Here is a 15365-nt window from a genome sequence, read left to right as displayed (position 1 = left end):
CGATGACGATAGCCAGCAAGTGGGCTGGATCGAAGACGGTTTCGTTGTGTGTAAGAAAACTACCAACTAGTAGGTATAGGAGAGACTGCGATGGCGCGATATCAATTGAATCCGGTTCATTGCGACCGCGAGCGATGGCTGAAGCAATATTACTTCGTGCGAGCGGCGTTCTCGGTTGCCTGGGTCGCTGCTGCGTTTGCCGCCGGGGCTTCTTCTCCAGTGATCGCCGGCGCCTTGCTCGTCCTCTATCCCGCATGGGACGCCGCTGCCAACTTCGCGGACGCGGTTCGCAGCGGCGGACTCGCTCAAAGCCGCCCGCAGGCTCTGAACGTTGTGGTCAGCCTGGCGACCACCGTCGCGGTGCTTGTGACCTTGCAGATGAGCATGAACCGGGTGCTCGGAATCTTCGGGGCATGGGCGATCCTGTCGGGATTGCTCCAACTCGGAACGGCCATCCAGCGCTGGCGGAGTTTTGGCGCGCAATGGGCCATGGTGCTCAGCGGGGGCCAGTCGGCTCTCGCAGGCGGCTTCTTCATCTTTCAGGCCACGATGCCCGCGATTCCCTCGATCGCGAATGTCGCGGGCTATGCTGCAGTCGGTGCGCTCTACTTCCTGGTCTCGGCGGTCTGGCTCACGGTCGGCGAGTGGCGGCGTAGCGCGGCTGTTTGAAGCCTTGCCATTCAAGCCTTGTCGCGGACGCTCACCCGTCCGGATAGGGCGTGCCGTCCTTGTGCACGAATCGGCCGTCGGAGTTGGCGCTCATCATGTCGATGTCGGAGCAAATCGTGAGATCGTCGGGCGAGCGAGAGCCGACTTCGAGATAGAGGGCGATGGCGCTCGAACGGTTGATCAAGTGATGGCCGTTGCCGCTGTTTTTCGCGAAGGCGGCGCAGTCACCGGCGCGGAGCACGATCTCGCATTGGTCCTCGATCAGCGTCACTTCGCCTTCGAGGACATAGACGAATTCGTCCTCATGCGAGTGCCAATGTCGCTGGCTCGACCAGCTGCCCGGCGGCAAGCGCATCAAGTTGACGCCGAAATCGGACAAGCCTCCGGCATTGCCGAGCCGCTGCCGGACCCGATCGGCGCAAGGTGCATCGAAGGGCGCGGGGTAGCTGGAGCCCTTGCGGGCGGGTACGGCAGCGAGGTCGATTTTCGGCATGGGCACTTCCCTGCAGTTCTTTAGCGTCGCGTGGCCTGGCACATCACGGAGCGCGGGGCTCGTCGTCGAACCCGGTCACGGACTTCGCCGCATCCGCACGGCCAGTTCCGCACGGCAAGGCCGGATGGCGCGCGAGAAGGCGGACGATCGCGTTCGCGACGGGACGAATTCAATAGCGGCGGGATGATGCCATCATGCAGGTGTTTTGCCCGACGAGTCAAACGGCGGGTCTTCCTTCGCACTGCAAAGAGCTGCGCTGTAAGTCCTTGATCCCAAAGCGCCCGGCTACTGTGCATGGGGTTGTTTTCGCATTTTTTGTTTGGCAGGTCACAAAAGCGTGCCGCAAAAACTTGCGTCGGCCTGTCGGCCCACCATGTTCCCATTCGTCTTCCACCCAGACAGATCTGACGGGAGACCAAAATGAACGCTTCCTCCTATCGCTGGGTGATCGTCGCCGCGGGCGGCTTGCTCGGGTGCGTCGCCATCGGCGGCATGTTTTCGCTGCCGGTGTTCCTGCAGCCGATCGCAAAGGATACCGGCTGGTCCGTGACCGGCATCTCCAGCGCGATGACGATCGGCTTTCTGGCGATGGCCTTCACCAGCATGGCCTGGGGCACGTTGACGGACCGGTTCGGGCCGCGGCCGGTGGTGCTGACGGGATCGACGGTGCTGACCGTGAGCCTGTTCGCGGCGAGCCACGCAACCTCGCTGCTGGCGTTTCAATTCGTCTTCGGGCTTCTGGTCGGGGCTTCCTGTGCGGCGATCTTCGCGCCGATGATGGCGACCGTGACCGGCTGGTTCGACACCCATCGCAGCCTCGCGGTCTCGCTGGTGTCGGCCGGCATGGGCATGGCGCCGATGACGATGGCGCCGCTCGCGGCCTGGCTCGTCTCCGGCCATGACTGGCGCACCTCGATGCAAATCGTGGCGCTGGTGGTCGGCGCCATCATGATTCCGGTCTCGTTCCTGGTGCGCCGCCCGCCGGCGCTCGCGCACGCCTTGGCCGCGCCTGCGGGCGAGGGCGCCGTGCAAGGTGAGATGTCGATGGGAGAGGCGCTGCGCTCGCCGCAATTCCTGATCCTGCTCGCGACCAACTTCTTCTGCTGCGCCACGCATTCCGGTCCGATCATTCACACCGTCTCCTATGCCGTGAGCTGCGGCATCCCGCTGGTCGCGGCGGTGACGATCTACAGTATCGAAGGCTTTGCCGGCCTCGGCGGACGCATCGCCTTCGGCCTGATGGGTGACCGCTTCGGCGCCAAGCGCGTGCTCGTCTCGGGCCTGCTGTTGCAGGCCTTCGGCGCACTCGCCTATGTCTTCGCGCATCAGCTCGCGACGTTCTACGCCGTCGGGGCCGTCTTCGGCTTCATCTATGCCGGCACCATGCCGCTCTACGCGGTGCTGATCCGCGAAAATTTCCCGCTCAAGATGATGGGCACCGTGATCGGCGGCACCGCCATGGCCGGCAGTCTCGGCATGGCCACGGGCCCGCTCGCCGGCGGCCTGATCTACGATGCGTTCTCGAGCTACGCCTGGCTCTATATCGCCTCCTGGGCGATGGGCCTCGGCGCCTTCCTGATGGCGATGAATTTCAAGCCGTTCCCGAAGCCGCAAGCGGAGTTGGCGCCGGCGGCAGCGTAAGCAGGTTCATCGAGGCGCAGCGCTAGAGCTGCGCCTCGATCGCGAGCTTGTCGACGATGGACCACACGTGCCGTATTTTTCCGTCGCGAAATCGATAGAACACGTTTTCGCAAAAGGACACGCGCCTGCCGTTCACATCCAGCCCCAGAAACGTTCCAGCCGGTGTGCAATCGAACTTCAGCCGGGCGGCGATGTGGGGCGGATCGCAGACCAGCAGCTCGATGTTGAAATGCAGATCCGGAATTGTGCGAAAATCCTGCTCCAGCATGGCACGATAGCCGGACAGTCCGAATGGTCGCGCATTGTGGGCGACATCATCGTGGACGAACTGTCCGAGCGCGGGCCAATCCTGCCGGTTCAGGCAGGCGATGTAATTGCGGTAGATGTCGGCGAGGTCGGACCTGGTCATGGCGTGCTCCTGCGGCTCCGGCCCTAACGCGGCAACGAGAGAAAAGGCGCCGGCGCTCACAGGCGTTTTTCGAAGAACAGGTCCGGGTAGGGGTCGTCATTGAAGCGGGGGATCTCGCTCCAGCCGCTTCGTCGGTAGAGCTGGCCGGCTTCCGCCAAGGCGCTGTTGGTGTCGAGCCGCAATAGCTTGATGCCGAGCCCGCGCGCGGCGTTCTCGGTCATGTCCATCAGGCGCCGGCCGAGCCGCAATCCGCGCGCCGCCGGTGCGACCCACAGCCGCTTGATCTCGGCATAGCCGTGATCGGTGCCCTTGAGCCCGACGCAGCCGACCGGTAGCGTGTCCGACATCGCGACGATGAACGTGCCGCGCGGGCGGCGCATATCCTTGGCGTCGGGATCGCGCGACAGCGAGACGTCGAACCCCTGCTTGAAGCGGCGGCCGAGCTCGCGATAATATTCGCCGAGGCAATAGCGCGCCTGTTCGCTCCGTGGGTCCATCTCGTCCAGCGTGACGCGCTCGCGCGTCAGCGCGGAAGCAACCAAATCCATCGCCGCCAGCAGCGCCTCGCGTTGCGCATGTTGGGCGAGGAAGCCCTCGGCCTGCGTATTCGACAGCGCCTCGTAGGCCGCGAACTCGCGCCGGCCCGCACGCGTCAACGTCGCGACGCGACGGCGCGCATCGTCCTCATGCGCATTGGTCTCGACCAGCCCTTCGTCCTCGAGGCAGCGGAGGAGGCGGCTCATCAGGCCGGAATCGAGGCCGAGATAGTCGCGAATCTCGGCCACGTCCGAACGTCCATGCCCGATCGCGTTGAGCACGCGCGCCGCCCCCAGTGGCCGCCCGCGTCCCAGGAATGACGTGTCGAGCGCGCCGACAGCGGACGTGACGGCACGATTGAAGCGGCGGACGCGGGAAACAGGGTCGAGCATGATATATCTGACTTTAGTCAGACATATCATCGAAGTCAATCAGTGCACGTTTTCGCTTCACCAGCGAACTGCGCTTCAATCCAGGCCCAGGACCTTGCGGGATTTCCGCGTGAGTTTCGCCGCGATCAGCGCGTGCGCCTGCGCCAGATAGGCCGTGAGCTCGGCGTCCGGCAGCGCGTTGTTGCCGACGAGTTGCACCCATTTGGCGCGCGCCAGATAGGGCGCCGGCCGCGCAAGGCCGTGCTCGATCAGCATGGCATAGGCCATGTTCGAGACCTTGAACATGTAGCCGCCGGAGCGCGCGGCAAAGCCGCCGCCGAGTGCGAACATCTTGCCGCCGACCTTGAACACGGAGGTGCCCTCCCACTGCACCACCTTGGTGACGGCGGGCAGGCGCAGGCAGCGGGTTTCGAAAGTTTTGGGAGTCATCGCCTAAGCGATAGCACAGCGTACGCGGCTTGCAACGCCGCAACGATGGAGCGCCTCTGCGTGCCGCACCGCGTCCGCGATACGAGAGGAACGACCCCACTTGTATCGTGCCGTCCGATCCCCCACACTCCACATCACTCAATCAGTCACAGGAATAAGGTCATGGCTCGCATTCGCTGTATCACCGAGATGGGGATGGGCGTCGACGTGCACGGCAGGGACGCCACCAAGGCGGCGAAGCGTGCCGTTTCTGATGCCATCAGGCATTCGAGCCTCGGCTTCTTCCGGATGATCGACAAGACTGCGAACGACATGTTCGTCGACGTCACGATCGCGGTGCCGAATCCCGAAGCCGTCGACAAGGACGCGGTCGCGAAGGAACTGCCTTACGGCACCGTCACCGTCAACGCGGTGAAGGGCGGGCTGGAGATTCCCTCGGCTGCGGAGCAGGGTAACGACCCCATCCTCATCGCCAATGCCGCCGTCATCGTCAGCTTCGATAAGGACTAGGCCGGTGTCCGACGGTGACGTGACCCTACTGGATCGCCCGATCTGGAGCGCGCTGACGACCAGCCACAAACATCTGGCCGAGGGTGGCCCGGGAGCGCTGCGCTATCCGGTGGACGTGACGCCTTTTGCCGACATGGTCGACATGTCCGAGACGAGCTTTGCCGAGCTCGGCAATCTCCTGTCGGGCTCGCAGGTCGCCGCGCTGTTCACACCCGAGGCCGTCGACGTTCCCGCCGGTTTCAAGGTCGTGCTGGCCGGACCCTGCGAGCAGATGATCGGCTCCCCGGCCGATAGCCCGCTTCGCGATGCCGAGATCGTCCGGCTGGGTGCAGCCGACGTTCCCGCCATGATGGCATTGACGGATTTGACGAAGCCCGGTCCATTCGCGCGGCGCACGCACGAACTCGGGACGTTTCTTGGCATCCGCGCCGGCGGCGAATTGGTCGCGATGGCCGGCGAGCGCATGAAGCCGGGCAATTTCGTCGAGATGACGGCCGTCTGCGTCCACCCTGATCATCGGGGGCGGGGCTACGCGCAGGCGCTGCTGGCGGCGGTCGCGCGGCAGATCGAGGCGCGCAGCGAAATTCCGTTCCTGCACGTGTTCTCGAGCAACTCGTCGGCCATCGCGCTGTACCAGCGGCAGGGGATGCGGACTCGGCGCCGCCTGCACGTGACTGCGTTCATGAAGCAGAGATGAGCCGCGCCGTCCGGTCAGGCTTCATATCTGGCGAATTCACGCTATATCGATCCCAACCATCATTGGGGAAACACATGGACGCCAGAACACCTGATTTTTCCGCCACGCGGACAGCAATGCAGCGTTACGTCGATCAGGAGATCATTCCGGGTGCATCCTGGGCGGTGCTGCGGGGCCGCGAGGTCGTCGATCAGCAGTGCGTCGGTTTCGCCGATCGCGAGACCAGCACCGCGCTGCGGCCCGATCACATTTTTCGCGCCTTCTCCAATACCAAGATCTTCGTCACCTGCGCGATCATGCTGCTGGCCGAGGAAGGCCGCATCGGGCTCGATGACGTTGTCGAGAAATTCCTGCCGCAACTCGGCAATCGCAAGGTTCTGAAGCCGGGCGCTTTGAGCCTTGCCGACGTCGAACCGGCGAAGAGCCCGATCACGATCCGGCAGCTTCTGACCCATACCTCCGGCCTCAGCTACGGCATCTTCGATCCCGGCACGGTGCTGTTCAAAAGCTATAACGAGGCACGCGTTCTCAATCCGTTGACGCCGCTGACTGACATGATCGACCGGCTCGCCGATCTGCCGCTGTCCTTTCATCCCGGCGCGTCCTGGGAATATTCGGTTGCGACCGACGTGCTCGGGCGCGTCGTGGAGGTCGTCTCCGGCAAGCCGCTCGACGCCGTGCTCAAGGCGCGCATTTTCGAGCCGCTCGGCATGACCGACACTGGCTTCCACGTGCCGGACGCGCAGCAGGGCAGGCTGGTCGCCCTCTACAACGGCGCGGATGTGCTCGATCCCATGAAGCCCGGCCTCACCCGGGCCGACGACCTGCCTTATCCGCAGGCCTATCGGCGGCAGTTCCCGCGGCTGTCGGGTGGCGGCGGACTGGTCTCGACCTTGCCCGACATGCTCGCTTTGATACAGGCGCTGCTTCCCGGCTCGGATGCTCTGCTGAAGCCGGAGACGCTGCGGCAGATGACGACGAACCAGCTGCCCGCCGGCGAGAACATTCGCTTCGCCAATCTCGGCCCGATCCCCGGCAAGGGCTTTGGCCTCGGCGGCGCGGTCACCTTCGCGCCGATGCCGTTCGATCCCCCGAATTCGACCGGCGAATTCCAGTGGGGCGGCCTCGCCGGCACCCATTGGTGGATCTGCCCGCAGGCCAATACCGCCGGTGTGCTGATGACGCAGCGCTACATGGGCTTCTGGAATCCGTTCTTCTTCGAGTTCAAGCGTCTGGCCTATCAGGCCGTCGGAGGCTGATCGCGAAAAAAATTGCAGGTTGCCGCGAATCCTTTCCGGTCGTCGCGCCCTCTCTTGACGGTCGAGGCATTTTGCTTCGGCTCATCTCGGAGGATGTGATGGCATTTTACAGAAAGAACATCGGCGGCCTGCATCAGGCCGTGCGGATCGCCTTAGGCGTCGCGGTGGCGGTCGCGGCATTCGTGTATCTTACCGGCGCTGCGGCGTGGCTGGTTGCGCTCGGCGGCGCCGGCTTCGCACTGACCGGCCTCGTCGGCTATTGTCCGATTTGCGCGATGGCCGGCATCGGAAGAGGAGGCGCGTCGTGAGCGCGGCCGGGATCTCGCCGGACCTGTTCGAGGCCGCGCGCCTCGGCGATCCCCAGGCGATCGCGTCTCTGCTCGAGACGGCGCAACCGAACATCCGCCGCTACGCCCGCGCCACCTGTCGCAGCTCGGCGGACGCCGAGGATGCGACGCAGGAGGCGCTGTGGATCCTGTTTCGCCATGTCGGCACGATCCGCTCGTGGCTGGCGTTTTCGGCCTGGCTGTTCAGTGTGGTCCGCCGCGAATGCCTGCGGCTTGCCCGCAAGGCAGGCCTCGCGCCGGCGATCGACGACGGAGAGGCAGAGGCGCTGCTGCTGTCGCGTCCTGAAGCCGATTTGCGGATCGACATCGCGGCGGCCTTCGAGGCGCTGCCGCCGCACTACCGCGACGTCGCGCTGATGCGCGACGTCAAGGAAATGACCATCGACGAGATCGCCGTCGCGCTCGGCGCGACCCGGCAGACCGTGAAGGCACGTCTGCATCGCGCCCGCGCCCTGATGCGCGAATATCTGACGAGATGAGCCATGACCGATTATCAAAGCCGTGACGACCTGAAATCTATCCCGGCCTTCGTGGCGCTCGCGCCGGTCGAGGCCAACGCGTTCCTTGCGTTCAACCACGCGGTCGAAGGACGGATTGATCCCGCTAAAATATCGCGAGCTGATCTCGCTCGCAGTCGTGCTCACCACGCAATGCGCCTATTGCCTCGACGTGCACACTGCGCAGGCGGCGAAGGCCGGTGCAACGCGCGAAGAAGTCGCGGAAGCCGCGTTGATTGCGGCCGCGGTTCGCGCCGGCGGCACGCTCGGCCACGCGTTGCTGGCGCAGCGCCTGCTCGGCCGGGTCTTGAGCGGCTGCTCGCGCTGCCGCATGCCCGGGCGATGATCGACATGCCGATCGGATTGAAATGGAGTGGTTATCGCATCTGCGATTTGCGCGCACGCGAGCTGGTCGGTCCCGCCGTGTTTCTCGGCGCCCGCCGCGATCTCTGGACGTTCGCCGATATGGCGGCAGCCAATCGCCACTACTGGGAGCGCGAGGGCAAGGGCAGGGGCGTATCGGCGCAGCTCTGGAACATCAGGGACAAGATCAGGGACGTCGACGCGATCATGACGCCGGCGCGGCAGGCGACCATCGGCGAAGCGCATCCGGAATTTGGCTGGGCGGGTCCGGCTTGCAAAGAAGACATCGGCGGAGGGCCGCGGGCAGCGCATCGCACTCCTGCAGCAGCGCGGCTTCGGGCGCTTGCCGACATGGCTGACGCAACGACATGGCACCGGCATCGGCCGTGACGATCTGATCGACGCCTGTGCCTGCGCGATCGCGGCACGCGACAGCACGCAGCGATTCGGCGGGGAGGAGCCCGATCCGCGAGGCTTGCGGATGGAGATCAATTATTGAGGTCGTCGGGGTGCGAGGGACCGGGAAAAAGCTGCAATTTATTTGAAGCTTGCAGGAACAGACGACGGCTGGCCCGCGTTCCTCGTGCGAACCGAACACGGAGAAGCTCGTCCGATGAGGGATGTCAGTCAGTTCGCGACCGCGATGCTTGCGCTCGTCTTCACCGGAGCACTGCTCGTCACCGGCCAGCTCTTCATCGAGCAACGCGCACAGCGCGATGTGATGCACGCCACCAACCATTTGCTGCGGCCATTGTGACCTGTACGGGAAAATGACCTGACTACTCGACCTTGCGTCGTTCGTCCGCTCGCCTAGACTGGGCGGCATCTCATGAACGAAGCCGGGGTCCTGATGTCCGATCTGTCCGCCTTTCCCATCACCAAGCGCTGGCCGGCCAAGCACCCGGAGCTGCTCCAGCTTTATTCGCTACCGACGCCGAACGGCGTCAAGGTCTCGATCATGCTGGAAGAGATCGGGCTTCCCTACGAAGTCCATCTCGTCGATTTCGGCAAGGATGACCAGAAGACGCCGGAATTCCTCTCGCTCAATCCGAACGGCAAGATCCCGGCGATCCTCGATCCCGATGGTCGCGGCGGCAGGCCGCTGCCGCTGTTCGAGTCCGGAGCGATCCTGCAATACCTCGCGGAGAAGACCGGCAAGCTGCTGCCGCAGGACGCCGCGCGCCGTTATCAGACCATCCAGTGGCTGCATTTCCAGATGGGCGGCATCGGGCCGATGTTCGGCCAGGTCGGCTTTTTCCACAAATTCGCCGGCAAGGACTTCGAGGACAAGCGGCCGCTCGAGCGCTACGTGGGCGAAGCCAAGCGGCTGCTCGGGGTGATGGAGATGCATCTTGCCGGCCGGCAATGGTTCATGGACGACGATTACACCATCGCGGACATCTCCATGCTCGGCTGGGTGCGCAACCTCATCGGGTTCTACGGCGCCCGCGATCTCGTCGAGTTCAGCCAGTTCAAATCCGTCGCCGCCTGGCTCGACCGCGGGCTGGCGCGTCCGGCGGTCGAGCGCGGGCTGAATATTCCGAAGCGGGCCGGAGGCTAGAACAGCCGTCCGCCGTTCGGCACGGGCTTGCTCGGCTGCACCAGCACGACCTTGCCGTCGGCATCGGGGAAACCGAGGGTCAGCACCTCCGAGACAACGGGGCCGATCTGGCGCGGCGGGAAATTCACGACCGCAGCCACCTGTTGGCCCACTAGCGTTTCAAGCGGATGATTTTCGGTGATCTGCGCCGAGCTCTTGCGCACGCCGATCGCGGGACCGAAGTCGATCCACAGCCGCCAGGCCGGCTTGCGCGCCTCGGGGAACGGCTTTGCATCGACGATGGTGCCGACGCGGATATCGACCGCGAGAAAAGTGTCGAAGTTGATGGTCGGCGATGCGGTCGCGGCTGGATCGTGGGTGACGTGCATGGAGTGTCCGTTCGAAGAGCTGGCATCGTTTTCGCAATATTGTCGCGCGAACCGGAGTTGCGTACAACGCCTTGGGATCACGATACGACGCATGCGCGAGGAACGCTTTGCCCAACATCATCTACGGCATCAAGAACTGCGACACCATGAAGAAGGCGCGCGCCTGGCTCGACAGCCATGGCGTCGCCTACGCGTTTCACGACTACAAGACGGCGGGCGTGGAGAAGGACAAGCTCAAGCAGTGGAGCGAGAAGGTCGGTTGGGAGACGCTGCTCAACCGCGCCGGCACGACTTTCAAGAAGCTGCCCGATGCCGACAAGGAAGGCCTCTCCGAGAAAAAGGCGCTGGCGTTGATGCTAGCGCAACCATCGATGATCAAGCGGCCGGTGCTTGAAGTCGGCGGCAAGCTGCTGGTCGGCTTCAAGCCGGAGATCTATGCCAAGGAAGTCACGACCAAGGAAGCCGCCGCCAAATCGCGCTGACCGCTAGTTCAGCTCGATGATCTCGGTGGGAACACCTGAGCCCTGCTGGTCCGCGAACTCGACCAGTTCGGCCGGCGCGATGCGGCCCGGGGTGCGATGGAACAGGTCGTGGTCGATCACCGCGCGCAATCTCGGGCGCGGCAGCGCGTCATTTCCGCGCATCAGATTCTTGATCTCGAAGCCGCCGTCCTCGCAGAAGGTCTTGAGCGACGCGATGATGTGACAGACCTTGCCGTCGCTCTGGAACGGCAGCAGCAGGCGCTCATAGGCGACGATACGGCCGTAGATGTCATCGACGTCGGCAACGCTGTAGACAGGCAGCCCACGCGCCACGCATTCATGATAGACCGGCATCACCAGGGGCGCGAGACGCGGCCCGATATAGTCGTCGAGCAGAACGCCCTTGCCGGTGTGTCCATAGGCGCGCGAGATGCGCGTGCCTTCGCTCTGGATGGTCAGACGCGGTGTCGGCATCGACGCATCCACCGTATAATAGATCAGATCGGAGAGCTCTTCCTCGAGCCGCGCAGGCTGGTACTCCCAGATCGCCGGGGCCGTCTGCTCGCGCGCATAGAGCCGCAGCCACGTGTTCAGGAGATCACGCTGCCTGATCGACTTGACCACGGAAGGAGCCGCGCTTGCAAAATCCAAGACAATATTCCCGGCGAATAGAAATTCCGGACGCATGAAACCCGCGCATGATCCTCGCTGCGGGAAAATTTTCTATGAAGGCTGGCGCATGGAACGAAAGACCGTTAACGACGGCTTGATGACCGGCGCTTTGCGAACCGGGAAGCCGGGCAGGCGCGACATCAAAACATGTCCGACTAAGGGAGCATAAGTCTCCCGGCCGGAGGCCTGACCTGCTCAGCTTTCCGCCTTGCCTAACCCCCGTCACCTCCGGCATATTCCGCGCCCGGAGGCGGCGTTCCGGATGGGCTCCAGGGAGTGGCTCCAAGGGCCTCCGGAAAGCCGAAGCAACAAGGATAGCCACGCGCGTTGTGCGGGCAGGGGGAAAACTGTTTGGCCGATGAGTTCATTCTCGAAACGGAAGGCTTGACCAAGGAGTTCGCGGGCTTCTTCGCCGTCCGCGACGTTGCGCTCAAGGTTCGCCGTGGGAGCATTCACGCGTTGATCGGCCCGAACGGCGCCGGCAAGACGACGTGCTTCAATCTTTTGACCAAGTTCCTCAAACCGTCTGCCGGAAAAATCCTGTACAAGGGGCAGGACATCACCGCGATGGCGCCCGCCGACGTGGCTCGCCTGGGGCTGGTTCGCTCGTTCCAGATCTCGGCGGTATTTCCCCATCTCACCGCGCTGGAAAACGTGCGCGTCGCGCTTCAGCGCCAGCACGGCAGCTCCTTCGATTTCTGGCGCTCCAAGTCCGTCCTCAACCAATTCAACGATCGCGCGCGCGAGCTGTTGAACGATGTCGGCCTCAGCGAGTTTTCCAATACGCCCGCGGTCGAGATGCCCTACGGGCGCAAGCGCGCACTGGAGATCGCAACCACGCTCGCGCTCGACCCGGAGATGATGCTGCTGGACGAGCCGATGGCCGGCATGGGCCACGAGGACATCGACAAGATCGCGGCGTTGATCAAGCGCATCTCCGCGAAATACACCATCCTGATGGTCGAGCATAATCTGAGCGTCGTTGCCAATCTCTCCGACATCATCACCGTGTTGACGCGCGGCCAGGTGCTGGCGCAAGGCCATTACAGCGAGCTCACCAAGGACGAACGCGTCAAGGAAGCCTATCTGGGAGCCGGTCATGGCTGAGACTGCAACGGCGGAAGCTCCCGCAAAGGCCGCGAGCGGCGGCAACCTCCTCCAGGTCCGCAACCTCGAAGCTTGGTACGGCGAGTCCCACATCCTGCACGGGATCAACTTCGACGTGAACGCGGGCGAGGTCGTCACCCTGCTCGGGCGCAACGGCGCCGGCAAGACCACCACGCTGAAGTCGATCATGGGCATCATCGGCAAGCGCACCGGCTCGGTGAAGTTCAATAACCAGGACATCATCCGCACGACCTCGGACAAGATCGCGCGGATGGGAATCGCGTTCTGCCCGGAAGAGCGGGGAATTTTCGCCAGCCTCGATGTCCGCGAGAACCTGCTGCTGCCACCGGTGGTGCGTCCCGGCGGATTGCCGCTCGAGCAGATCTTCGATCTGTTTCCGAACCTGAAGGAACGGCTCAACAGCCAGGGAACCAAACTCTCCGGCGGCGAGCAGCAGATGCTCGCGATCGCGCGCATCCTGCGCACCGGCGCGAACTTCCTGATGCTGGACGAGCCGACGGAGGGTCTCGCGCCCGTCATCATCCAGCAGATCGGCCACACCATTGCGCGGCTCAAGAAGGAGGGTTTTACGATCCTCCTGGTCGAGCAGAACTTCCGGTTCGCATCCACTGTCGCTGACCGCTATTACGTGGTCGAGCACGGCAAGATCATTGACGGATTTTCCAATGCGGAGCTCGCCGCCAACATGGACAAGCTCCACACCTATCTCGGTGTCTAGAACTGCCAACAAGAAGATTCATAGGGAAGTAGCATGATGACAAAGTCGATTGCGTCGTTTCTGCTCGGCACGGCGCTGGCCGTGACCACCGCGGGCGTAGCCTTCGCGCAGGACAAGACCGTCAAGATCGGCGCGCTGTCCGATCAGTCCGGGCTCTATGCCGATCTTGGCGGGCCGGGCTCGACGCTCGCCGCGCAGATGGCCATTGAAGATTCCGGTCTGGCTGCGAAGGGCTGGAAGATCGACATCATCTCGGGTGATCACCAGAACAAGCCCGACATCGGCACCGCGATCGCGCGGCAATGGTTCGACGTCGACAAGGTCGACCTCATCGTCGACGTGCCGAATTCCGGCGTGGCGCTCGCGGTCAACAACGTCATCAAGGAAAAGAACGGCGTCTATATCAACTCGGGCGCGGCGACCTCGGATTTGACCAACGCGCAGTGCTCGCCCAACACGGTGCACTGGACCTACGACACCTACATGCTTGCCCACACCACCGGCCAGGCGCTGGTGAAGGCCGGCGGCGACACGTGGTTCTTCCTGACCGCGGACTACGCCTTTGGCGCGGCGCTGGAGCGCGACACCACCGCTGTCGTTACCGCAAATGGCGGCAAGGTGGTCGGCGGCGTCAAGCACCCGCTGAACACGCCGGACTTCTCGTCCTTCCTGCTGCAGGCGCAGGCTTCCAAGGCCAAGATCATCGGCCTTGCCAATGCCGGCGGCGATACCACCAACACGATCAAGCAGGCGGCCGAGTTCGGCATCGTCAAGGGCGGCCAGAAGCTCGCGGCGCTGCTGCTGTTCCTCACCGACGTCAAGGCGATCGGGCTCGAGACCGCACAGGGCCTCAACTTCACCGAGACCTTCTACTGGGACATGAACGACCAGACCCGGGCGTTCTCGAAGCGCTTCGCCGAGAAGATGAAGAACAACGCGCCGCCGACCATGGTGCAGGCCGGCGTCTATGCGGGCGTGCGTCACTATTTCAAGGCACTGGAAGCGCTCGGCGGCAACCCGCATGACGGCGTCAAGGTCGTCGAGAAGATGAAGTCGATGCCGACGGAAGACGATCTGTTCGGCAAGGGCGAGATCCAGCCCAACGGCCGCACCATCCACAATGCCTATCTGTTCGAGGTGAAGAAGCCCTCCGAGTCCAAGGGACCGTGGGACTTCTACAAGCTGGTCGGCACGGTGCCGGGCGACCAGGCCTTCACGCCGCTGTCCGAGAGCAAGTGCGCGCTCTTGAAGAAGTAAGCTAACCGCCCGCAGGCCATCAGGCCTGCGGGCGACTTTCAGGGAACGCCGAAGGGACCAGGTGCGGGATCGATGCAGGCTCTTTACGCTCAGCTACTGGTAGGACTGATCAACGGCTCGTTCTACGCGCTGCTCAGTCTCGGGCTTGCCGTGATCTTCGGCATGCTCAACATCATCAATTTCGCCCATGGCGCGCTCTACATGATGGGCGCGTTCGTCGCCTACTTCCTGCTGAACCTCGGCGGCATCAACTACTGGTGGGCGTTGCTGCTTGCGCCTGTTATCGTCGGCATCTTCGGCATGATCCTGGAACGGACCATGCTGCAATGGCTGACCGGGCTGGATCATCTCTACGGCCTGCTGCTGACCTTCGGCATTGCGCTGATCGTGCAGGGCGTGTTTCAGAACTACTTCGGCTCCTCCGGCCTGCCTTACGCCATTCCGGACCAGCTCAAGGGCGGCATGAATCTCGGCTTCATGTTCCTGCCGGTCTATCGCGGCTGGGTCGTCATCTTCTCGCTGGTGGTCTGCATCGCGACCTGGTTCCTGATCGAGAAGACGCGGCTCGGCGCCTATTTGCGCGCCGCCACCGAAAACCCGACGCTCGTGCGCGCCTTCGGCGTCAACGTGCCGCGCATGATCACGCTGACCTACGGCCTCGGTGTCGGCCTTGCAGCGCTCGCCGGCGTGCTGTCGGCGCCGATCAACCAGGTGCGGCCGTTGATGGGCGCCGACCTCATCATCGTGGTGTTCGCGGTGGTCGTGATCGGCGGCATGGGATCGATCATGGGCTCCATCATCACCGGCTTCGCGCTCGGTGTGATCGAAGGCCTGACCAAATATTTCTACCCCGAGGCCTCCAACACCGTCGTGTTCGTGCTGATGGTGCTGGTGCTCTTGGTGAAGCCAACGGGATTGACGGGAAGGGCGGCCTGA

General features: G+C 63.6%; 20 protein-coding genes and 2 pseudogenes. 16 read left to right on the top strand and 6 right to left on the bottom strand.

Translation table 11 applies throughout. From position 1 onward, the window contains the following. Positions 1-90 precede the first annotated feature (90 nt). A complete protein-coding gene (locus tag AC0L3B_RS10400) occupies positions 91-669 on the top strand; it encodes a membrane protein (protein ID WP_018459172.1) in 579 nt (192 codons plus the stop codon). A gap of 31 nt (positions 670-700) precedes the next feature. On the opposite strand, the gene AC0L3B_RS10395 is transcribed toward AC0L3B_RS10400, so the two are convergent. Then, the gene (locus AC0L3B_RS10395; RefSeq protein ID WP_446480220.1) at positions 701-1162 is read right to left on the bottom strand and encodes a cupin domain-containing protein; all 462 of its coding nucleotides are present in this window, start codon (positions 1160-1162) and stop codon (positions 701-703) included. 420 nt (positions 1163-1582) lie between these two features. Between AC0L3B_RS10395 and AC0L3B_RS10390 the strand changes: the two genes are divergently transcribed. Beyond that, on the top strand, positions 1583-2803 hold the full coding sequence (locus AC0L3B_RS10390) for an MFS transporter (RefSeq protein WP_473380357.1): 1221 nt from the start codon (positions 1583-1585) through the stop codon (positions 2801-2803). Between the two features lie 22 nt (positions 2804-2825). On the opposite strand, the gene AC0L3B_RS10385 is transcribed toward AC0L3B_RS10390, so the two are convergent. The 3 genes from AC0L3B_RS10385 to AC0L3B_RS10375 all read right to left on the bottom strand — a co-directional run bounded on the left by AC0L3B_RS10385 (position 2826) and on the right by AC0L3B_RS10375 (position 4570). Further along, positions 2826-3212, bottom strand: a complete 387-nt coding sequence (locus AC0L3B_RS10385) for an ester cyclase (protein ID WP_473380356.1) — start codon at positions 3210-3212, stop codon at positions 2826-2828. 56 nt (positions 3213-3268) lie between these two features. After that, positions 3269-4141, bottom strand: coding sequence for a bifunctional helix-turn-helix transcriptional regulator/GNAT family N-acetyltransferase (locus AC0L3B_RS10380; protein WP_473380355.1), 873 nt, complete (start codon positions 4139-4141; stop codon positions 3269-3271). Between the two features lie 75 nt (positions 4142-4216). Then, entirely contained in the window at positions 4217-4570 is a 354-nt protein-coding gene (locus tag AC0L3B_RS10375; protein WP_085352880.1) for an MmcQ/YjbR family DNA-binding protein, read from the bottom strand. A 162-nt stretch (positions 4571-4732) separates the two neighbouring features. Here AC0L3B_RS10375 and AC0L3B_RS10370 point away from each other — a divergent pair, with 162 nt between their 5' ends. The 9 genes and pseudogenes from AC0L3B_RS10370 to AC0L3B_RS10330 all read left to right on the top strand — a co-directional run bounded on the left by AC0L3B_RS10370 (position 4733) and on the right by AC0L3B_RS10330 (position 9804). Then, complete coding sequence (locus tag AC0L3B_RS10370; protein WP_026233749.1) at positions 4733-5080, top strand: Lin0512 family protein; 348 nt, start codon at positions 4733-4735, stop codon at positions 5078-5080. A gap of 4 nt (positions 5081-5084) precedes the next feature. After that, positions 5085-5777 carry a GNAT family N-acetyltransferase gene (locus AC0L3B_RS10365; protein ID WP_204510970.1) on the top strand — a complete coding sequence of 231 codons (693 nt, stop codon included), beginning with the start codon at positions 5085-5087 and terminating at the stop codon, positions 5775-5777. A gap of 74 nt (positions 5778-5851) precedes the next feature. Continuing rightward, a complete protein-coding gene (locus tag AC0L3B_RS10360; protein WP_085395952.1) occupies positions 5852-7036 on the top strand; it encodes a serine hydrolase domain-containing protein in 1185 nt (394 codons plus the stop codon). A 98-nt stretch (positions 7037-7134) separates the two neighbouring features. After that, complete coding sequence (locus tag AC0L3B_RS10355) at positions 7135-7344, top strand: YgaP family membrane protein (RefSeq protein WP_162496413.1); 210 nt, start codon at positions 7135-7137, stop codon at positions 7342-7344. After that, a complete protein-coding gene (locus AC0L3B_RS10350; RefSeq protein WP_085352883.1) occupies positions 7341-7862 on the top strand; it encodes an RNA polymerase sigma factor in 522 nt (173 codons plus the stop codon). The genes AC0L3B_RS10355 and AC0L3B_RS10350 overlap by 4 nt, the downstream gene beginning before the upstream one ends. A 3-nt stretch (positions 7863-7865) precedes the next feature. Further along, positions 7866-8226, top strand: a pseudogene (locus AC0L3B_RS10345) (carboxymuconolactone decarboxylase family protein). Next, positions 8223-8742 (top strand): annotated as a pseudogene (locus tag AC0L3B_RS10340) (DUF429 domain-containing protein). Before AC0L3B_RS10345 ends, AC0L3B_RS10340 begins: the two co-directional pseudogenes overlap by 4 nt. 114 nt (positions 8743-8856) lie before the next feature. Beyond that, entirely contained in the window at positions 8857-9000 is a 144-nt protein-coding gene (locus AC0L3B_RS10335) for a hypothetical protein (RefSeq protein WP_162847292.1), read from the top strand. Between the two features lie 93 nt (positions 9001-9093). Beyond that, positions 9094-9804 carry a glutathione S-transferase family protein gene (locus tag AC0L3B_RS10330; protein ID WP_473380407.1) on the top strand — a complete coding sequence of 237 codons (711 nt, stop codon included), beginning with the start codon at positions 9094-9096 and terminating at the stop codon, positions 9802-9804. Here AC0L3B_RS10330 and AC0L3B_RS10325 read toward each other — a convergent pair. Then, the gene (locus AC0L3B_RS10325; protein ID WP_247391370.1) at positions 9801-10172 is read right to left on the bottom strand and encodes a tRNA-binding protein; all 372 of its coding nucleotides are present in this window, start codon (positions 10170-10172) and stop codon (positions 9801-9803) included. The two genes, AC0L3B_RS10330 and AC0L3B_RS10325, sit on opposite strands and share 4 nt — an antisense overlap. Positions 10173-10279: 107 nt before the next feature. On the opposite strand from AC0L3B_RS10325, the gene AC0L3B_RS10320 reads away from it, so the two are divergent. After that, positions 10280-10654, top strand: coding sequence for an ArsC family reductase (locus AC0L3B_RS10320; RefSeq protein ID WP_018459155.1), 375 nt, complete (start codon positions 10280-10282; stop codon positions 10652-10654). A 3-nt stretch (positions 10655-10657) separates the two neighbouring features. Here the strand turns inward: AC0L3B_RS10320 and AC0L3B_RS10315 are convergent, their stop codons facing one another. Continuing rightward, positions 10658-11341 (bottom strand): PAS domain-containing protein, encoded by a 684-nt coding sequence (locus AC0L3B_RS10315; protein WP_018459154.1) that lies wholly within the window; start codon positions 11339-11341, stop codon positions 10658-10660. A 336-nt stretch (positions 11342-11677) separates the two neighbouring features. Between AC0L3B_RS10315 and AC0L3B_RS10310 the strand changes: the two genes are divergently transcribed. The 4 genes from AC0L3B_RS10310 (at position 11678) to AC0L3B_RS10295 (ending at position 15365) form a co-directional block, all read left to right on the top strand. Further along, the gene (locus tag AC0L3B_RS10310) at positions 11678-12433 is read left to right on the top strand and encodes an ABC transporter ATP-binding protein (protein WP_018459153.1); all 756 of its coding nucleotides are present in this window, start codon (positions 11678-11680) and stop codon (positions 12431-12433) included. After that, entirely contained in the window at positions 12426-13172 is a 747-nt protein-coding gene (locus AC0L3B_RS10305; protein WP_007609233.1) for an ABC transporter ATP-binding protein, read from the top strand. The genes AC0L3B_RS10310 and AC0L3B_RS10305 overlap by 8 nt, the downstream gene beginning before the upstream one ends. Positions 13173-13205: 33 nt before the next feature. Next, positions 13206-14429, top strand: a complete 1224-nt coding sequence (locus AC0L3B_RS10300; RefSeq protein ID WP_018459152.1) for an ABC transporter substrate-binding protein — start codon at positions 13206-13208, stop codon at positions 14427-14429. Positions 14430-14501: 72 nt separating this feature from the next. Further along, positions 14502-15365 carry a branched-chain amino acid ABC transporter permease gene (locus tag AC0L3B_RS10295; protein WP_018459151.1) on the top strand — a complete coding sequence of 288 codons (864 nt, stop codon included), beginning with the start codon at positions 14502-14504 and terminating at the stop codon, positions 15363-15365.

The sequence above is a fragment of the Bradyrhizobium sp. Kon56 genome, from assembly GCF_055807635.1.
Note: the sequence above shows the minus strand (reverse complement) of the source record. Positions and strands in the feature narration are given on the sequence as shown.